This window comes from Cyanobacteria bacterium FACHB-DQ100 (assembly GCA_014695195.1).
Lineage (GTDB): Bacteria > Cyanobacteriota > Cyanobacteriia > Leptolyngbyales > Leptolyngbyaceae > Leptolyngbya.
Window position 1 is genome coordinate 237,690 of record JACJNW010000032.1, and the last position, 16,699, is coordinate 254,388.

Consider the following 16,699-nt stretch of genomic DNA (forward strand, 5'->3'; position numbering starts at 1 on the left):
CTCCTGAAGTTAAAAGGAGCCAAGTTAATAAACTCGACTCCCAAATGAGCTTTGAACTTACACTTCTTCTGATCCAAAAGTAAGTTGAACTTCTAATGGCGTTGATCCTGGTGGAAGCATCACAGTCTTTTTATCAAGTCGTCGCCAAAACTCAGCATCCCCCAGTTGAAATTCTGAAGTTTTAATAGGTGCGATCGCACTCATATCAACTTGCACTGGTTCAACAGACTGCTCAACCTGTAATGAAGCTGGCTCAAATTGATAAGGCTGCACAACTACATCTTCAACCAATGTGGTCATTGGTGCTTTGCCAGCAGGTGCGGTAACTTCAGTTTGTTCAACCACACCTGGAGTAACTTGAGATTGAGGGGTAATTTGAATTTCTGTCACATCATCAACAGCTTGAGCGATCGGTGCTGATTGACTTAATTGAAACCATCTAGCCTGGAACAACTGCCAATCCGTATAAGCTGTAGATTCAAAAGTTCCGTCCGCGCTCAATGAATACCACCGGAAGTCATATTGTGCATTTCCATTAGCGTCAAAACTTTGAACAGAAGTAGTAATTGGCAGTCCCGCAGGTAAAGTTTCCAATAGCTTTCGCACTTCATCAGCAGTCGGAATATAATCATTGCTTATCAGCAATGACCCCATATAACTGATCAATGCTGAATAACCGATTATCGAAAAATCAATAGGGCTTTTGAAGCCTCCTCTTAACTGGATTTTTGGATTGAAATCCGCAGTTAAAATACTTGGCAGATTAGATTTGTTAGGTGTAAAAGCTTGAGGCGCTTCAGTTAAAGGCGGAATTTCCAAAGAAGGTAGAACTTCAACCAAAGGGGTTGTTTCTAAAAAAGGTGGGACGGAATCTAAATCAGTAAAAGCTGGAGCAGGTGGTGTGGGGACAGGAGCTGGATTAAAGAATTGTGCTCCCTCTGTTTGACCCTGCTGAAAGATTTCTTCAGTTGTCAATTCATTCCCTGAAGGAGCGTAGCAAATCGATGGCACTGATTGAAAAATCAGGCGTGTTTGATCGGTTGGTGGCTGAATTGCAGCAGTGAGTTCCTGAGAAGTGCTAGAAGGTGTTGAAAACATTGCAGGCAGGTGAATGTGCGTAGTTACACATTCTGCTTCTCTCAGTGAAATCCGGGAAGTGAGAAGTTTGCTACATTACGAGTTTTTACACAGGGTTCACTGATTCTTGATGAAGCTTTAAAAATATGCAGATTTCTATATACAGCTTTTTGCTTGCTGCTAATCAGTAATAAGAAATCAAATAAGTCCGCTATTTAAAGCTAATATTCTTTGAAGCTTCTATTGGAGTTCTACTATGCCCAGCTTTGAAGAATTAAATGCCGAAACTAAAGTACAAATCGCAAAAGCCATCTTTATTTTCGAGTCGATTGGTAAGCTGAATACTGTAGAACGTAAATTTGAAATTGATGCTGATACGGTTCAGCAAATCAAGAAACAGGCAGAGCAAGCATTAACGACTGCGTTTGCAGACCTGGAAGATCAGCCGCTAATCATCGATCCTGATTTAATCTTTGCTTATATCGAGGGAAAACCAGAACCTGAAGCAACTGAACCAACTCAAGACGAGGAGCCAAAAAGAACTAGAAAAAAGTATCCCGATTTAACTGATGAGCAGAAGAAGCAGTTAAAGATAATTCTCCAAAAAATTAGAGATTACAACAAGAAACATCCCAATACTCCAGTCAAAGCTAGTGAAGGAATCCTGCAAGCTGGATTAGAACACTATGAAATGTCTGCTCCAGTTGTTATCACTAAATTGAATCAAACAAATGACGCAGATCTTCTCAAAGAGATTGAAGAAATTGATGCGGCTACAGAAAGCGTCTATCAGAAAAAAGGTAGTAAAAGTCCTGTTGGTAAGAATGCAGGAAAATTAGTGACAGATTTTGTTAAATACCTTACCACCGATAAAGAAAAGCCTGCCTCTAAATAAACCCAATCAATAATTTGAAGATTTGAAACTTCATTTAATTATTGATTGTGAAGTAAGAAATCACACCTCAAAATCTTTTTCAATTACTAATTCGCTCGATCTGATAATTTCCTAAGATTTAAATTAATTAAATTTAGGAAAATTGAATGATGGATGAGCTTACAGATCTAGAACTTCAAACGGCTGAAATGAGTTTGACAAGTATTTCAGTTAAATTAAAAGAGCGGTTGACTTTCTTAAATAATCGAGATGTATCGATCCTAGATGAACAAGAAATAGCATTCTTGAATTTTCAGATTTCTAGCCTTTCTTCAAAATTCAATTCAATCTCAGCAACTCTGAACTGGATTTCCAGAGAAATTGCAATGCGAAAAACTGGACAATTTGAAGAGCAATGGGAAATTATCGATCGACTAAGAGTTTTGTGCGGCGAGACGGATGAAGAAGATGAGGAAGAAAACTTAGAAGAACCTGAATAATCAAACAAAGCTCGTTAATTAGTCAACGAGCTTTGTTAAAGTTCCGATATATCAATTAGGAAATGCCGCGTTTAGGCAATCAAATCTAAACGCTTTTAAGCTTAAAGAAGAGGTTTGCTGATACTTTAATACTTTAGTGATCGCTTTTACTGAATTTAGAAACTTATGATCTTTGTATCCTTTGCGATTCAATAGCAATGCTGAATCCATCTTCTAGCGAATATATCAAAACGGGAAAAATCTCATCAGATGTGCGCTCTATACAAATTGAGCGCAAAAGTAATCACTCCAACTGATCACAAGCAAGTACTTTAATCTGATCTCTAACACTTAACGTCTGGCTTATCTCCATAGAGACAAGTCTTTGATCTCTACAAGCGATCAGTTGAATCTTAATCTCATCTATGAGCGATCAGTTAAAGATCAATCTAAATAATTCAATTTACCGCGCAAACAGGCAAAACTACTATATATACAAACTGAGCCACAGCCAATCTGGCTCAAAGTACTAGACCAGCGTTCCTTTGAGTTCACTCTACAGGTGTTAGCAATACTACACTTGGGTTCTTGCTAAGTTACTTAAGAGGGTTAAGCTTTTATTGTGTGTAGGCTAGAGGTACTAGACGAAGCGTTCTCTCTATCTACCAATCAGTTTGCATCTTCGTTTCGCGGACTAGCCCTTGCAGCAAGGAAGTTTGCTCCACCAATATAAACCCTGAAGCTGACAAAATCAAGATCTTAATTAACGAGCTTCTTCAACAAGATCAACGGATCTGTTTTGATTGAAATTCAGCAAGCTTACCGATCGCACACTTAGAGTTTAGGTACGTCAATCGAAGAAGCACAGCCTAAATAATGTTTAACTAAAACTTCTGGAGAATTACCAACAATCTTTGCAACGTGATGAATAGGCATTCCCGCTTCTATTGCCATTGAGATAAAGCTGTGTCTGGTGGAATACAGATTGCGGTAATGATCCACCAGCCCTTCTTTCTCCAATTTAGTAACAATGCCATCGATCCATTTTCCCTGCTGCCTGCAACCCTTCCAACAAAGAGCGCTGAATGTATGAGTGTTGATCGCTTTACCCTTCAAACTGGGGAACAGGTAATCTTCATCTTTATTCTTCAGACTCTTTCTTCTCAAGTTGATTAGGAAACTCTGCATTTGCTCATTGCAGGGAAACTTTCTAGATTTTCCAGTCTTAGTTCCTTTATGAATCTTGCGGCTACTAACATTGACTATTGCTTCTGAAATACTGATGAATTGAAAATTATGATCGATATGCTTCCATTTCAAAGCCACTACTTCACTTGTGCGGCATCCACTGAAGAATAGAAACCAAACAAACGGAGCATAAGATTTATAAATCTCATGTTCTGCAAAAGCTTGAATAATCACGTCTCTCTCTTCAGCAGTGAATGGATCTGGTTCTTCGTCTTGATCAATCTCGATTTCCAAAGCCATTCCTGAAAAAAGATTATGTTCGATCAATCTGCGCTTTACTGCCCAACTACAAGCAGCATTAATCTCCATCAGAAGAAACTTCGCCGTCTTCAAGCTGTTGTTTTCTAACCAATGCTGACGGATCTCTAAAGCCTCAGAAAGTTTTTTGTAAGGTAACTTTTCCAGGTGATTAGAAACGCGCCTGTAATGAGTCAGGGCCGTTGTCTTCTCAACTAATGGAGTTTTGTACTGAATGTACTTCTCCCAAATCTCAATCAAGTTCAAGGTATCGATCGCTGGTAGAGGAAATGTAGAGTGAGTTTGAGACTGCTCTGATACCACCACCTTTCTGCGGGGATCGTATTTGGCTAGAGTCGCATCAAATCTTTCATAGATAATGTCCGACTCAATTTCCTTGGCTTTGGCTTGAGCTAACTTAAGGTTCTCTTTGTCTGAATATCGCAACCCAGGCAGATTGAGATTATATGCCTTGCCTAAATAAGTCCATCTCAGTCGAATAGATCCATTGTTGTCTTGGACATTGACACTGCCTTTAGCTCTTCTGGATTGCATACCCACCTCTAGTCAACCTATAGGTGGCTAAATCTCTTGAAATTCCTTTTATTCTCTGATTGTATTTTTAGCCGTTATTTAGACATAAACTGATCAGGGATATTTTCTCTCGATATCGAAATAAAATTTCTTCAGGGAGAGAGGGATTTGAACCCTCGGATAAGTCACCCCATCACAGCATTTCCGGGGAAGCGCTGACCCATATTTGCCTTATTTCAAGCCATTTTCAAAAAACAGATCTCAAGGATGCACCAAGTTCTGCTATAGTATAAATTCTGTGGCTTGAAAAAGCTGCCCATCTGGAGAGATGGCCGAGTGGTTTAAGGCGCAGCACTGGAAATGCTGTGATGGGGTGACTTATCCGAGGGTTCGAATCCCTCTCTCTCCGTTCTAAAACTTTGGTGTATCACGGCTTTTAGAGAACCCTCGAAGTTTCGAGGGTTTCTTTTTGGGCGATCGATTGGGTGACTTTGAAGGTCTTTAGACACCTTTTGACTATTAGTTGACTATCCCGCGTTGAGCGGTATGGCTCAACGCGGGATAGTGGTGAATGTCTGAGGATGTCAAAAAAAATAAGCGTTCGGGGACACTGGTATGGCAGCAAGGATTAAGCAAGATGCAAATTCTCGATCGCCTCTGCTGGGCCTAGTAAAGAAACGTAAGGAGAACCAAAATACCGACCAGCAACTTCTTGTGCGGTTTCTGGGGTGACGTTGGCGATCGCGGCTTGAAACTGCGCGTCAAATTCGACCCCTAATCCTAAGGTTTCGTACCAGCCAAAAATTTGTGCGAGTTGAGAGTTGGTCTGTTTACCCAGAGCGTATTGTCCGAGTAGCTTATTTTTGGCAGTCTGGATCTCCTCTTCGCTCAAAGGTGCATCGCACAGGCGATCGACTTCTGTTTTCAAGCCGGAAAGCGCGATCTCTGTATTTCCTGGAGCCGTACCCATGTAGGTAACAAAATATGAGGTATCAAGCCGCGTCGGGTAAAAGGCAGACACTTCATAAGCCAAACCTCGCTTCTCACGCAGTTCAACAAACAGCCGGCTGGATAAACCATTGCCTAAATAGGTGTTTAGCAACTTGAGAGCAGCGTAATCTGCCATCGTACTCGATTGAACCGAGGGCGCAAGATAGCCGAGGATGACGATCGATTGCTGTGTCTCTTGGGGAATGCTGTTGCGGGTTGGATTGGATGTGACGATCGGTAACGTGAGATCCGCAACCGGTGTCGAGGGTGCCTTCCAGTCTCCTAAAATTTCTTCAACCTGCGATACCGCTTGATCCGGTGTAATTCGACCTGCAATGCTAATGATCAAGTTATCGGGGCGGAAGTATGTTTTGTAGTAATCTTGGAGATCCTGACGGGTCAACTTCTCGACGGTACTGGTCGTTCCCAAACCTGAAAGTGCGTAAGGATGTTCGCCGTACATTGTCTGGCGTAAATGATCGAGCGCAACCGTGAAGGGTTGCTCCTGCTGAGAGCGAATGGCTTGGAGTGTGAGCCGTCGTTCTAGCTCAACTTCTGCCTCTGGAAAAGTTGCCGATCGTAAAAGTTCTCCTGCCAAGTCCAGCATTTCAGGAAAATCGGCGGAGACAGTTTTTAAGCTGAGTAGAAAATAGTCCGAAGCGGCATCGGTGCCTAGACTCGCCCCGATCGATTCAACTCGTTCTGCGATTTCCAAGGACGAATGCTCTTCTGTGCCTTTCGTCATCACCGCTGCGACGAGGTGCGAAAGTCCCGCTTTATCGTATGGCTCCCAACGGCTTCCAGTTTTCAGAAACAAACGAGCCGCAATAATATCAGCCGACGGATTTTCGGTGACAAGCACTGTGATGCCATTGCTTAACACAGTGTGGTGAACCATTCGATTTTGAGACAGGGTGATAGTTGAAGTCACGATCGTTCTGAAAACTACATGCGTTGATTCTAGCAACCTAGTTACATCGGTTTCACGACGATCGCAGCATAGTGATAGGGCGAAAGATAGTGACTCGCCAGATCGCGTAAATCTTCGGTTGTGAATGATTGAATCCAATGAGGGTAAGCGATCGCGGCTTCGATTTGAGCGAGAGAATGATAATAGCCGTATAGTCCTGCAAGCTGTCCGGGGGTTTCGGTTGAGAAGGCGTGATCGTTGCAGAGTAGTCGTTTTGTGCGATCGAGTTCAGCCTGAGCAATGGGGATCGTCATCAAATGAGACAAGCGATCGCAAATCAGCGCTTCGACTCGCTCTAAATCTTCGGGATCGAGCCAAGCGGCAATTGTAAATAAACTCGAATCCCGTTGTAGAGAGAAGCTACAGTCGATCGCCTGCACCAGTTGACGCTCTTCGCGTAGTTCTTGAACAAATCGTGAGGTGCGCCCAGAGGCAAGAACGGCTGAGAGCAAATCTAGTCCACAGGCTGCTTTTAATGGATCTTGTTGGTTCGATCGCTCAAATCGTTTCCAGGGGAGCGGCTCGTCGGCATCATCCTGCTGGAGCGGTTCAACTCCTGGCGCAATCCAAGCCATCAGCAATCGAGCTTGTTCGAGTCTGGGTAGATAGAGTTCTTCGCGTCGGATGCTGGTGATTGGCGGTTCGGCTTCCGCTTCGTGCCGTGGGCAGGACATTGAATTGGGGAATGGATGAAATGCTTTTTCGACCTGAAGTTTTGCTTCGTCGAGATCAATATCGCCTGTAACCACCACAGTCATATTTTCCGGTTGGTAGTGGGTGCGATGAAACGATCGCATTTCCTCTGCCGATCGCGGCATTAAGCTCTCTTCTGTTCCTAAAATCGGTCTGCCGTAGGGATGCCGCTGATAGACCAATTCCGACAGCACCTGAAACGCGATCGCGTCGGGATCATCATAAGTCTGCAAAATTTCTTCCAGTACAACGTCGCGCTCCCGCCCAAACTCATCATCGGGAATTGCCGCATTGAGCAACAGTTCACCCAGGTAGGGTAGGGTTTCCGCAAAATCTTTTGATGCGGTCGTCATATAGAAGTGCGCGTAATCATAGCTCGTGGCTGCGTTCGTCATTCCGCCCCGGTTTTCGATCGCTTGATCAAATGCTCCGGGTGCAAGCTTACTCGTTCCTTTGAAAATCATGTGTTCAAGGAAATGAGCCATTCCCGACCACTCATTCGGTTCTACGATCGAGCCTGCATTCACCCAGACATCGATTGCGCTGACTCCAGTTGCGGGGAGATGATGGTGAATCAGCGTTAGTCCATTGTCTAGCTGATGTACGGTTGCAGGCAAAGCAAGAGGGATTTGGGGCGATCGGTAAATATTCAAGGGATTAACTGATCGATACAAGTAGAGGACAATGGTTAGAAAGGGTTAGAAGCTGCGGTATGTGATCCTGTTAACTTACAACACTGAAATAGGTGTGAGAAGATCAAAACGATCAAGACTATTTTTTAATCATTTATGCTAAATTTCTCGCGCCAAAATGCAGAGATTTGATCTCTCGATCGACGGATTTTCCAGAGTTCTGAATTAAAACATTGTTGGCATAAAATTTAATCAAAAATCGATTTCATAATAAATTTTAATCAAACTTTCGTGAGCAAGAAATAATAGAATTTTTTGCAATAAAAATTCCCTCACTTAATCAGTAAGGGATCGAAAAAGTAGGACACCGCAGCGCCGTCTTACCTCAGCTTTTGACCTGGTTAAAACCAGGTGGGTGTCGAAGTAGCGGATTTGAAGTTTCCGAGTACAAGCTCGGTCTACTGCCATCAGCCTTTTTTGACTCCCAGATTCAAAAAACATAGATCATAAAACATTGTTGGCAGTCACCAACGCCGCAGCAAATCCTTCATTTATTGTAGCGGGTCAGTTTGGAGTTGGAAAGTCTATTCTCAATTCTTCCACCCCATTTGTGACTCTAGGCTTACTGCTTCTTCTGAGCAGGAGGCTGAGCGGATTCGGTTGATTTTTCTTTTGCAGCATCGTTAGTTTTCTTGGCTGCATCGCTTGTCTTTTTAGCTGCTTCGCCTGCTTTGGCTTTTGTCGCTTCTCCAGACTTTTTAGCTGCTGTACCTGGCTTCTTGGCATCTCCGGCTTTCTCAACTGGTGTCGCAGGCTGTGCAGCGGGCGATGCAGGAGGTGAAGGGGGGGCTGCTTGCTCTGAACCGGAACATGCAGTAAGACTGGTTGCTAGAGCGAGTCCAGCTAGAATGCCGATCGCGTTTGATTTCTTCATGGTGTTTCTCAAGTCCTAATAGATTCTTTGTTCGGAGGAGACACCATAATTTACCCTAGATTGCAAAATCTAACGCAGTCATTATTCGTTTTTTGGATTGTTTCTGAACTGGACTATTGAATTCTGTCGCTGCTCTTTTGCCACAGGCGTTCTAACATTTCAATTTGTCGCTTTAAAGTCTGGCGTTTTTGCTTTTTATGGGCCAAAACTGCAAAAAATATGCTAAAAGGCAACGCAATCGCAATCAGTCCTTCAGAAATGGCGGTAGTATCGCTATCAACGCGAATAGTTGAGATCGGCGATGAGGCTTGAATTGCCCGAAAATCCGAGTGCATAAAAAAGAGTCTCCAGAACAGATCTAAAATTTGATGAATAAATTTTATTGTGGCACTAGGATCTCTACACCTTGCTCTACCATTAGGTTTGTTTAAAGGTTAGGGTTAGCGAATATCGTTATAGAAGCGTTTCAATCTTGTAGCAGAAACACCAAGCCCCCAGAGTATGCCGATGTATAGATAGAGAGCGGTTGCTTTCCAAGCTCCCCATTTTGCGACTCGACGATCGGAGCTTTGGACGATGCGATTGATTTGACGAATTCTGCCTTTGCGAATCAGCCGTAAACAGAGGTTGCCGTCTTCCATAATGGGGAGCGCTTCATCGAATCCGCCACATTCCCAGAAGTCAGATCTGCGACAAAACATGACTTGATCGCCAAATAGTAAACGCAACCCTTTGATAAAGAGATGAGGGCGAAAAAGTAGGGGGGCGTAGTAGGTTTTGAGAAAGTTGTGCAGAGAGATTCCCCAACGTGTTTTGCGATCGCCGGTCATGATCGAGATAAAGCCAGCGCAGGCGATAGCCGGATCGGCTAGAGTTTCGCGGATTAGCGCGATCGCGTCGTCGGGAATTTGAGTATCGGCGTGGAGAAAGCAGAGAATGTCACCCGTTGCCTGGGCGGCTCCGTGATTGAGCTGAATGGCACGACTGGGACGATCGCAGTGAAGAATTTGAGCGAGATTAGTTTGCTTGACAAGAGCGATCGTGTTGTCTGTACTGCCGCCATCGACGATGATGATTTCCCAAGCAGCGGGGGCGAGAATTGCAAGCTGTCTGAGGGTGCGATCGATGCTGCGGCTTTCGTTTAGGGTTGGGATGATGATGGAAACACGAGACATATTATTTCAATCCGAGAAGCGATCGCGTGATCCAAATTTTACGCACGAACAATTCATAAACCAGGAGCGTGATCAAGACGGTTGCGCTGCTGATGATAAGGAATTTTGCAGCAATATTGACGCTCCATTGCACCACGAAAAACGCGATCGTGACTAGAATCGTTTGGTGTAACAAATACACTGGATATGCTGCTTCGTTTAGGTAATTCAGAATTGCATTGCGATGTTGGAAAAAGCGTTGTCCTAAGCTGAGAAATGCGAGAACGCAGACCCAAGAATTTATTCCTCGAAAGGCTTGATAGCTCATGTATGCAAGTGAGTAAGCGCGATCGGGAACGACATCAGCAATCCATAATCCGATGAAAATTGACATCAGCACGATCGCACTTCCGATAATCCAAGAACGATATTGATCGAGCAGTTCGGTAAACTGCGATCGAGCGACTAAGCCATATCCGTAAATAAAGTAAGTCAGGTATAGTAACACATTTGCCCAATCATCGTATAAGTTTTGAAATCCAATCCATTTCGGTCGAAATATCGCTTCAATCAACGCAAGAGGTAATGCGAGTAGAATCAAGTTGATTCGGTAATTCGCAGACTTTAGAAATGAGAATATCGGTAGTGCAACTAGCGAGAAAACAAACAGGTAAACAATAAACCAAAGATGCGCCCATTCAAAATTTCCAGCAGGACGAATTCCGTTAAAGAACTGGGGATAAAACTCGAAGTAAGAGCCTTGAAAGCGCGATCGTGAAAGCAGTGAAAGATAAACCTGTGGCGGGACAAGCACAAACAATCCAAACACGAACGGGATTAATAATCGCTGCACTCTTTCTTTAAGATAATCTTTGGACGATCGCTTCTCTAAAGCAAACCAACTTGCTGCCCCAGAAACAAAGAAAAAGAGCGGCATATGCCACTGATGAATGAACAAAATCAGGAATTCCAACGCTGAATTGGTGGGTTGATTCACCACATAAAACTCACCCAGATCGCCGCGATAGAACACTGCGGCTGCATGAAAATAAATCAATACTGCAACCGCAAAAACGCGCAGCCAGTCTAAATCATTCCGTCGTTTATTCATCGATCGTGGCTCTGAGTTCAGGGTTTAGCAGCTTTCCCCACCGGGCGTTGTAGGGATGAACCGATCGCACCAATCGCCCGTTGTTTTGGTAAAGTGATCGTGCCTCATTTGCCCATTGAAAAATGCTGCCTTCTAGGTTCCATACATCAGTAAAGCCATGCTTCTGAAGCTGTTGGGCAACTTTAGCGCTGCGATATCCCACCGAGCAATATACGACGATCGCAAAATTCTTGGGTAAGTGCTTCCAGTTTGGCTGACGCGGATCAATTCGCTGGGCAGTTTTAAGATGACTCACCGCAAATTCTGGCACAGTGCGAGCATCCAGAAGAATAGGAGGTATTCGGTTAGGATCTTGCAGCCAGCGATCGAGGTCTTGAGTCGAAAGCGATCGAACTGTGGGAAACTGAAACCTTATCCAAAGCTTGAGCAATTTAAATAGAAGTCTCACAGCAAAATAGTCTTACAATTTTGCTCGATCGTACCCTTTCGCGTACTACGTTTATGACTGTCTCTCGTACCATTTGTTTAGGGTTTCTAGCGTTGATTCTGGCTGGGACGGCTCTTCTGATGTTGCCGATTTCGACTGCTAGTGGCGAATGGAACAACCTCGTCACGGCTCTATTTACGTCAACTTCATGCGTCTGTGTGACCGGGCTATCCGTTGTCGATGTGGGTAAGTATTACTCCTTTTGGGGGCAGCTTTTCATGGTGGTGCTGGTTCAAGTTGGGGGACTGGGCTACATGACCGCAACAACGGTGCTACTGCTGCTGCTCGGTAAGCGGCTGGGACTGAGAGAGAAAATTGCGGTGCAGCAGTCGCTTGACGTGCCGGGATTGTCGGGATTGGCGGGGTTATTACGATCGATTATTGCCACAACTCTACTGTTTGAGCTAACCGGGGTGATTTTGCTGATGACGGTGTTTCTGCCGCAGTTTAGCGATCGACCGCTTTGGGCACTGTGGCAATCGATTTTTCACAGTGTCAATTCGTTTAACAATGCTGGATTTAGCTTGTTTTCGGATAATTTGATCCAGTATGTGACTAATCCGATCGTCAATTTCACCGTGTCAGGATTGATTATTTTTGGCGGAATTGGCTATCAGGTGATTATGGAGATGTATTTTTGGGGACGCGATCGCCTCAACCGTAATCCCAGACGAACCAGTTTTTCGTTGAATTTTCGCGTTGCAGTCAGTATGACGATCGTGCTGTTGATTATGGGAACGATTGCCATTCTCGCAACCGAATTCCGCAATCCGAATACGCTCGGTGCACTGAGTTTTCCTCACAAACTCATGGCAGCTTGGTTTCAGGCGGTTGTTCCCCGGACGGCTGGATTTAACACGATCGACATTACTAAAATGACCACTGCTGGATTATTTATTACGATTGCGTTGATGTTTATCGGTACAAGTCCGGGTAGTACAGGCGGCGGTATTAAAACCACAACGCTGCGAGTGCTGATCGATAGTACAAGAGCAGTACTGCAAGGCAAAGAAGTAGTGCTGTCGTCAAACCGTGAGATTCCAGTGGCGCTGATTTTGAAAGCGATTGCTGTGTTGATTGGCTCGATTACAACGGTTATTACTGCAACAGTCTTAATTGCGCTGACTGATCCGGAGATTAGCTTCATCAATATCTTATTTGAAGTCGTATCTGCGTTTGCGACAGTCGGCTTAACCGCATTTGGCACTGGAAACTTATCCGTTCCAGGTCAACTTCTGATCGTGACGGTCATGTATGTTGGACGGGTGGGCGTTTTGCTCTTGATGAGTGCAATTCTGGGCGATCCGAAGCCGAGCTTTGTAAATTACCCTGAAGAAAATCTGCTAGTCGGGTAACATTTTCAAACTATTATGATTGATCGAGATCATTGAGAGGCACAAGAGATCGTGAATCTATCATCTTTGGGATTTTTTCACAGTTTGCGATCGAACAATAAAAATCGACAATTTGCGGTGATTGGCTTGGGGCGATTCGGACGAGCAGTCTGCGCGACGATGCACAATTCTGGCTATGAAGTGCTGGCTGCCGATTCTGATAAAGGCAGAGTTGACCAAGCGTTGAACGATCGCATCGTCACTCATGCTCGTCAAATCGATTCGACTCAGCCTGCTGCACTCCGAGAAGCGGGAATTTTTGAGCAAGATACAGTGATTGTGGCGATCGGCAATTACGTTCAGGAAAGTATTATTACAACGATGAACGTAAAAGAGGGCGGTGTGCCGCATGTAGTGGCAAAAGCATCTTCAGAAATCCACGAAAAGCTGCTGAAGAAAGTGGGCGCGGATCATGTGGTGTTTCCAGAACATGAAATGGGCTGTACTTTGGCACGATCGCTGACTAAGCCCGGAATTTTAGATCGGTTTGACCTCGATCCTGAAAACAGCATCGTCGAAATGATTGCCCCCGAAAGCTTCCACGGTAAATCGATCGCGCAGCTACAACTGCGATCAAACTATGGCTTAAACCTGCTTGCGTTCAGCAAGGACGGGAAGTTCATCATCAATCCCAACCCAAATATGTATATTACGAAGGGAACGGCAATCGTGGTAATTGGAACGAATCGAGATATCGATCGTTTACCGATCTAACCAGCCATAGGATTACCCTGCTTCAATGCGTAGAGTGACGTTTCACGATTGCGAACGCCCCTGTGGAACTTCGCGATTCAAGTTTCTAACTTTCACCCGGAGCATTAAGTTAAGAAGTTGTATTATTTGATTTTGCAATTACGGTATCGAGTTTAGAAATTTCGTTTTTTAGTTTTTCTATTCTGTTACTTAGTTTTGCAATTACGGTATCGAGTTGACGAATTCGTCTTTTAGTTTTGCAATTACGGTATCGAGTTTAGGAATTCCGTCTTTTAGTTTTGCAATTACGGTATCGAGTTGACGAATTCTGCTACTTGATAGCGCGATCGTTATATCTGATAGCAAGTCAATTCGTGAATGCGACAGATCCTTCGCCCCCTAAATCCCCCATTCTGGGGGACTTTGAGAACCTAATCCTTCTTTGGCTTGAAGTCCCCCACTCGTGGGGGATTTAGGGGGCTTCCAAGATTTGTAGCAATTAAAGATCAATTTGGTATGAGCGGACATCGTTCGACAAAATAAAGTGATACCGAATTCAACATAGAATGCGACAGATCAATTTGGTATGAGTCCGATCGCTGAGAATCCCGTGTCAATAGGCTACCGATAACAGTCTTGGATGGTTAGCGACTCAAGGCTGGTAAATTTGCTTGACTTGAGAAACTCATCGATTTCGCCAGTTGAGTCAGGCGATTTGAACGAGATGAGCTAAAGTGATTGCAGTCAAAAAATAGCGATCGCACCATCATGAACGATTCTTTGTTCTGCGTTGAAGACCTTACCGTTGCATATCGGGCTGGACAAAACGCAGTTGTGAAAAATGTTTCGTTTACGCTGCAACCCGGAGAGCGACTCGGCTTAGTCGGTGAATCGGGCTGTGGTAAGTCCACGCTCGGACGGGCAGCGATGCGATTGTTATCTGATGCTCAAATCCAAGGGCAGGTGAAGTTTGAGGGTAAATCGGTGTTTGATTTGTCCGAAACTGAGCTTCAGAAGTTTCGAGGTGAAGCGGTGGCGCTGATCTTTCAAGACCCAATGACGCGACTCGATCCGCTCATGACGATCGGCGATCATTGCTTAGAAACCCTGAAATCGCACGAACCAAACTTATCGACAAAAGCCGCAAAACAACGAGCGATCGACACCTTAAAAGCCGTCAATATTCCCGAAAGTCGCTGGTCACAATATCCGCACGAATTTAGTGGTGGAATGCGGCAAAGAGTCGCGATCGCGCTTGCTTTATTACTAAATCCGAAACTGATCGTTGCAGATGAACCGACAACAAGTTTAGATGTGACGGTTGCGGCCCAGATTTTGAAAGAGTTGACGCGCCTATGTAGTGAGCGAAATATGGCGCTGATTTTGATCTCTCACGATCTCGCAATGATTGCGGAATACTGCGATCGGATTGCTGTGATGTACGATGGCGAAATCATTGAAGCAGGTTCAACGCAATCCGTTTTTCGTTCTCCTCAGCAGGAATATACTCGTACACTGATCAATTCAGCGTTGCATTTGCAAAAAGATTCCGGTTCTATTGTTGAAAATAATCATGCTAGTGCTGCACCAATCTTACGATTATCTGAACTGAAGCAGCACTATACGATCGAATCTAACTTTATCTCTCGCTTGTTCGACAAAAACGATCGCACTATCCGCGCTGTGGATGGCATTGATCTTGAACTTTATCCGGGTGAAACTTTGGGTTTGGTTGGAGAATCAGGCTGTGGTAAAAGCACCTTATCTCGCACGATTTTGCACTTACTTCGACCGACTAGCGGCAAAGTAGAATTTTTTGGACAAAATCTAACCCGCCTCAATCGCGAACAACTGCAAAAACAGCGACGACAAATTCAGATGATCTTTCAAGATCCCCACGCTTGTCTGAATCCGCGCATGACGATCGGCGAAAGTATTGCTGACCCGCTTCTGATTCACCACCTTGCAACCCCAGAAAAAGCGCGGCAAGAAGTGGAATATGTTCTAGAACGAGTCGGACTCACTCCAGTTGAATCGTTTTACCATCGCTATCCGGGCGAACTCTCCGGAGGACAGCAGCAGCGCGTTGCGATCGCTCGTGCCCTGATCACTCGTCCTAAATTAGTAATCTGCGATGAGCCTGTTAGTATGCTAGATGCTACAGTGCAAACTCAAGTGCTGCAATTGATGCAGGATCTCAAACAAGAATTTGACTTAACTTATCTATTTATCACGCATGATCTGTGGGTAGCGCGATACTTCTGCGATCGCATTGCAGTGATGAACGGCGGCAAAATTGTTGAACTCGGTGAAACTCAGACTTTGTTTAAACATCCTCAGCATCCCTACACCCAATCGCTGTTAGGAGCTGCACCCTTGTTAAACAAGATGACTGGCTAATAAAGAAGCTAAAATGCTCAGGAGTGCGTAATCTGTTGTATGACGAAAGCAAATTCTCCAAAGCCAGAAGCTCCAAAACCCGATTCGCTTGAGCAAAATGTCGGTAGTTGGCTCGTTCGCAGCTTGATTTTGTTGGCGATCGTTCTGATCATTGGGCATTTGCAAGGGAAGCGCCCCGAATTTCTGACGTTTGAAGGTTCAGGACGCGGAGCAGATGCGCCCTTAGTTAAGCAGGGCGGCGATCCATACGTTCGGGCGCTGATGCGAACCATCTCGGCGAGTGAGTCAAACGTGCGAAACCCCTACGGTGTAATGTATGGTGGCACTTATGCACAGAGCTTAAACGAGCATCCCGATCGCTGTATTACGATCGTCAATGGCCCTAATATTGGAAACTGCACGACCGCAGCAGGGCGCTATCAGTTCATCACGACCACTTGGCAAGAGAAAGCAAGACGCTACCATCCGGCTCCCGACGGCTTTTTCATGTGGCAGAACTACAGCTTTGAGCCGCAGTATCAAGATGAAGTGGTTTATCGCTGGCTCAGTGACTCCCAAGCTTGGGGGGTAGATATTCCTCAATTGCTCAGAAAAGGACAGGTCGATCGAGTGTTGAAGATTTTGTCTCCGACTTGGACAAGCTTAGGCTATGGGATTGAAACCAACTCAATGAGTGATGCCTTGCCCAGAATCTATCAGCGTGTTTTGCAGCAGGAATTAAAACAAGGCAAACAATCCTCGTTTTAATTGGAACGATCGGGGTAAGCTCTGTGCTTACCCCGATTCAATTAA

General features: G+C 44.6%; 15 protein-coding genes, 1 tRNA gene and 1 other RNA gene. 7 read left to right on the plus strand and 10 right to left on the minus strand.

Features of this window, described 5'->3' with window-relative positions; genetic code table 11:
- Nucleotides 1-57: 57 nt before the first annotated feature.
- Nucleotides 58-1,098: a hypothetical protein gene (locus H6F51_18185; GenBank protein MBD1824403.1), complete on the minus strand. Its 1,041-nt coding sequence runs from the start codon at nucleotides 1,096-1,098 to the stop codon at nucleotides 58-60.
- Nucleotides 1,099-1,333: 235 nt separating this feature from the next.
- Here H6F51_18185 and H6F51_18190 point away from each other — a divergent pair, with 235 nt between their 5' ends.
- Together H6F51_18190 and H6F51_18195 are read left to right on the plus strand one after the other, a co-directional pair.
- Entirely contained in the window at nucleotides 1,334-1,972 is a 639-nt protein-coding gene (locus tag H6F51_18190) for a hypothetical protein (protein MBD1824404.1), read from the plus strand.
- A gap of 149 nt (nucleotides 1,973-2,121) precedes the next feature.
- On the plus strand, nucleotides 2,122-2,451 hold the full coding sequence (locus H6F51_18195) for a hypothetical protein (protein ID MBD1824405.1): 330 nt from the start codon (nucleotides 2,122-2,124) through the stop codon (nucleotides 2,449-2,451).
- 813 nt (nucleotides 2,452-3,264) lie between these two features.
- On the opposite strand, the gene H6F51_18200 is transcribed toward H6F51_18195, so the two are convergent.
- Nucleotides 3,265-4,470, minus strand: a complete 1,206-nt coding sequence (locus H6F51_18200; protein MBD1824406.1) for a tyrosine-type recombinase/integrase — start codon at nucleotides 4,468-4,470, stop codon at nucleotides 3,265-3,267.
- A 301-nt stretch (nucleotides 4,471-4,771) separates the two neighbouring features.
- On the opposite strand from H6F51_18200, the gene H6F51_18205 reads away from it, so the two are divergent.
- A tRNA-Ser gene (locus tag H6F51_18205) sits at nucleotides 4,772-4,858 on the plus strand.
- A gap of 219 nt (nucleotides 4,859-5,077) precedes the next feature.
- Here the strand turns inward: H6F51_18205 and H6F51_18210 are convergent.
- The 8 genes from H6F51_18210 to H6F51_18245 form a co-directional block, all read right to left on the minus strand.
- Nucleotides 5,078-6,370 carry an insulinase family protein gene (locus H6F51_18210; protein MBD1824407.1) on the minus strand — a complete coding sequence of 431 codons (1,293 nt, stop codon included), beginning with the start codon at nucleotides 6,368-6,370 and terminating at the stop codon, nucleotides 5,078-5,080.
- Nucleotides 6,371-6,411: 41 nt separating this feature from the next.
- Nucleotides 6,412-7,755 carry an insulinase family protein gene (locus H6F51_18215; GenBank protein MBD1824408.1) on the minus strand — a complete coding sequence of 448 codons (1,344 nt, stop codon included), beginning with the start codon at nucleotides 7,753-7,755 and terminating at the stop codon, nucleotides 6,412-6,414.
- A gap of 339 nt (nucleotides 7,756-8,094) precedes the next feature.
- Nucleotides 8,095-8,279, minus strand: a non-coding RNA gene (ssrS, locus tag H6F51_18220) — 6S RNA.
- 77 nt (nucleotides 8,280-8,356) lie between these two features.
- Nucleotides 8,357-8,668 (minus strand): hypothetical protein, encoded by a 312-nt coding sequence (locus tag H6F51_18225; protein ID MBD1824409.1) that lies wholly within the window; start codon nucleotides 8,666-8,668, stop codon nucleotides 8,357-8,359.
- Nucleotides 8,669-8,781: 113 nt separating this feature from the next.
- Entirely contained in the window at nucleotides 8,782-9,003 is a 222-nt protein-coding gene (locus H6F51_18230; protein MBD1824410.1) for a hypothetical protein, read from the minus strand.
- A gap of 105 nt (nucleotides 9,004-9,108) precedes the next feature.
- Nucleotides 9,109-9,843, minus strand: coding sequence for a TIGR04283 family arsenosugar biosynthesis glycosyltransferase (locus tag H6F51_18235; GenBank protein ID MBD1824411.1), 735 nt, complete (start codon nucleotides 9,841-9,843; stop codon nucleotides 9,109-9,111).
- 1 nt (nucleotide 9,844) lies between these two features.
- A complete protein-coding gene (locus H6F51_18240) occupies nucleotides 9,845-10,933 on the minus strand; it encodes an acyltransferase family protein (GenBank protein MBD1824412.1) in 1,089 nt (362 codons plus the stop codon).
- Nucleotides 10,926-11,381, minus strand: a complete 456-nt coding sequence (locus H6F51_18245; GenBank protein ID MBD1824413.1) for a rhodanese-like domain-containing protein — start codon at nucleotides 11,379-11,381, stop codon at nucleotides 10,926-10,928. Before H6F51_18245 ends, H6F51_18240 begins: the two co-directional genes overlap by 8 nt.
- A 53-nt stretch (nucleotides 11,382-11,434) precedes the next feature.
- On the opposite strand from H6F51_18245, the gene H6F51_18250 reads away from it, so the two are divergent.
- The 4 genes from H6F51_18250 (at nucleotide 11,435) to H6F51_18265 (ending at nucleotide 16,654) form a co-directional block, all read left to right on the plus strand.
- The gene (locus H6F51_18250) at nucleotides 11,435-12,775 is read left to right on the plus strand and encodes an ATPase (GenBank protein ID MBD1824414.1); all 1,341 of its coding nucleotides are present in this window, start codon (nucleotides 11,435-11,437) and stop codon (nucleotides 12,773-12,775) included.
- A gap of 51 nt (nucleotides 12,776-12,826) precedes the next feature.
- Nucleotides 12,827-13,528: a TrkA family potassium uptake protein gene (locus H6F51_18255; GenBank protein MBD1824415.1), complete on the plus strand. Its 702-nt coding sequence runs from the start codon at nucleotides 12,827-12,829 to the stop codon at nucleotides 13,526-13,528.
- 747 nt (nucleotides 13,529-14,275) lie between these two features.
- On the plus strand, nucleotides 14,276-15,907 hold the full coding sequence (locus H6F51_18260) for an ABC transporter ATP-binding protein (protein ID MBD1824416.1): 1,632 nt from the start codon (nucleotides 14,276-14,278) through the stop codon (nucleotides 15,905-15,907).
- A 39-nt stretch (nucleotides 15,908-15,946) separates the two neighbouring features.
- Nucleotides 15,947-16,654: a glycoside hydrolase family protein gene (locus H6F51_18265; GenBank protein MBD1824417.1), complete on the plus strand. Its 708-nt coding sequence runs from the start codon at nucleotides 15,947-15,949 to the stop codon at nucleotides 16,652-16,654.
- Nucleotides 16,655-16,699 lie beyond the last annotated feature (45 nt).

Coding starts and splice junctions, on each gene's coding strand:
- H6F51_18185 (MBD1824403.1), bottom strand. CDS start 1,098: ATGTTTTCAACACCTTCTAGCACTTCTCAGGAACTCACTGCTGCAATT.
- H6F51_18230 (MBD1824410.1), bottom strand. CDS start 9,003: ATGCACTCGGATTTTCGGGCAATTCAAGCCTCATCGCCGATCTCAACT.
- H6F51_18265 (MBD1824417.1), top strand. CDS start 15,947: ATGACGAAAGCAAATTCTCCAAAGCCAGAAGCTCCAAAACCCGATTCG.
- H6F51_18225 (MBD1824409.1), bottom strand. CDS start 8,668: ATGAAGAAATCAAACGCGATCGGCATTCTAGCTGGACTCGCTCTAGCA.
- H6F51_18190 (MBD1824404.1), top strand. CDS start 1,334: ATGCCCAGCTTTGAAGAATTAAATGCCGAAACTAAAGTACAAATCGCA.
- H6F51_18195 (MBD1824405.1), top strand. CDS start 2,122: ATGGATGAGCTTACAGATCTAGAACTTCAAACGGCTGAAATGAGTTTG.
- H6F51_18200 (MBD1824406.1), bottom strand. CDS start 4,470: ATGCAATCCAGAAGAGCTAAAGGCAGTGTCAATGTCCAAGACAACAAT.
- H6F51_18240 (MBD1824412.1), bottom strand. CDS start 10,933: ATGAATAAACGACGGAATGATTTAGACTGGCTGCGCGTTTTTGCGGTT.
- H6F51_18235 (MBD1824411.1), bottom strand. CDS start 9,843: ATGTCTCGTGTTTCCATCATCATCCCAACCCTAAACGAAAGCCGCAGC.
- H6F51_18260 (MBD1824416.1), top strand. CDS start 14,276: ATGAACGATTCTTTGTTCTGCGTTGAAGACCTTACCGTTGCATATCGG.
- H6F51_18250 (MBD1824414.1), top strand. CDS start 11,435: ATGACTGTCTCTCGTACCATTTGTTTAGGGTTTCTAGCGTTGATTCTG.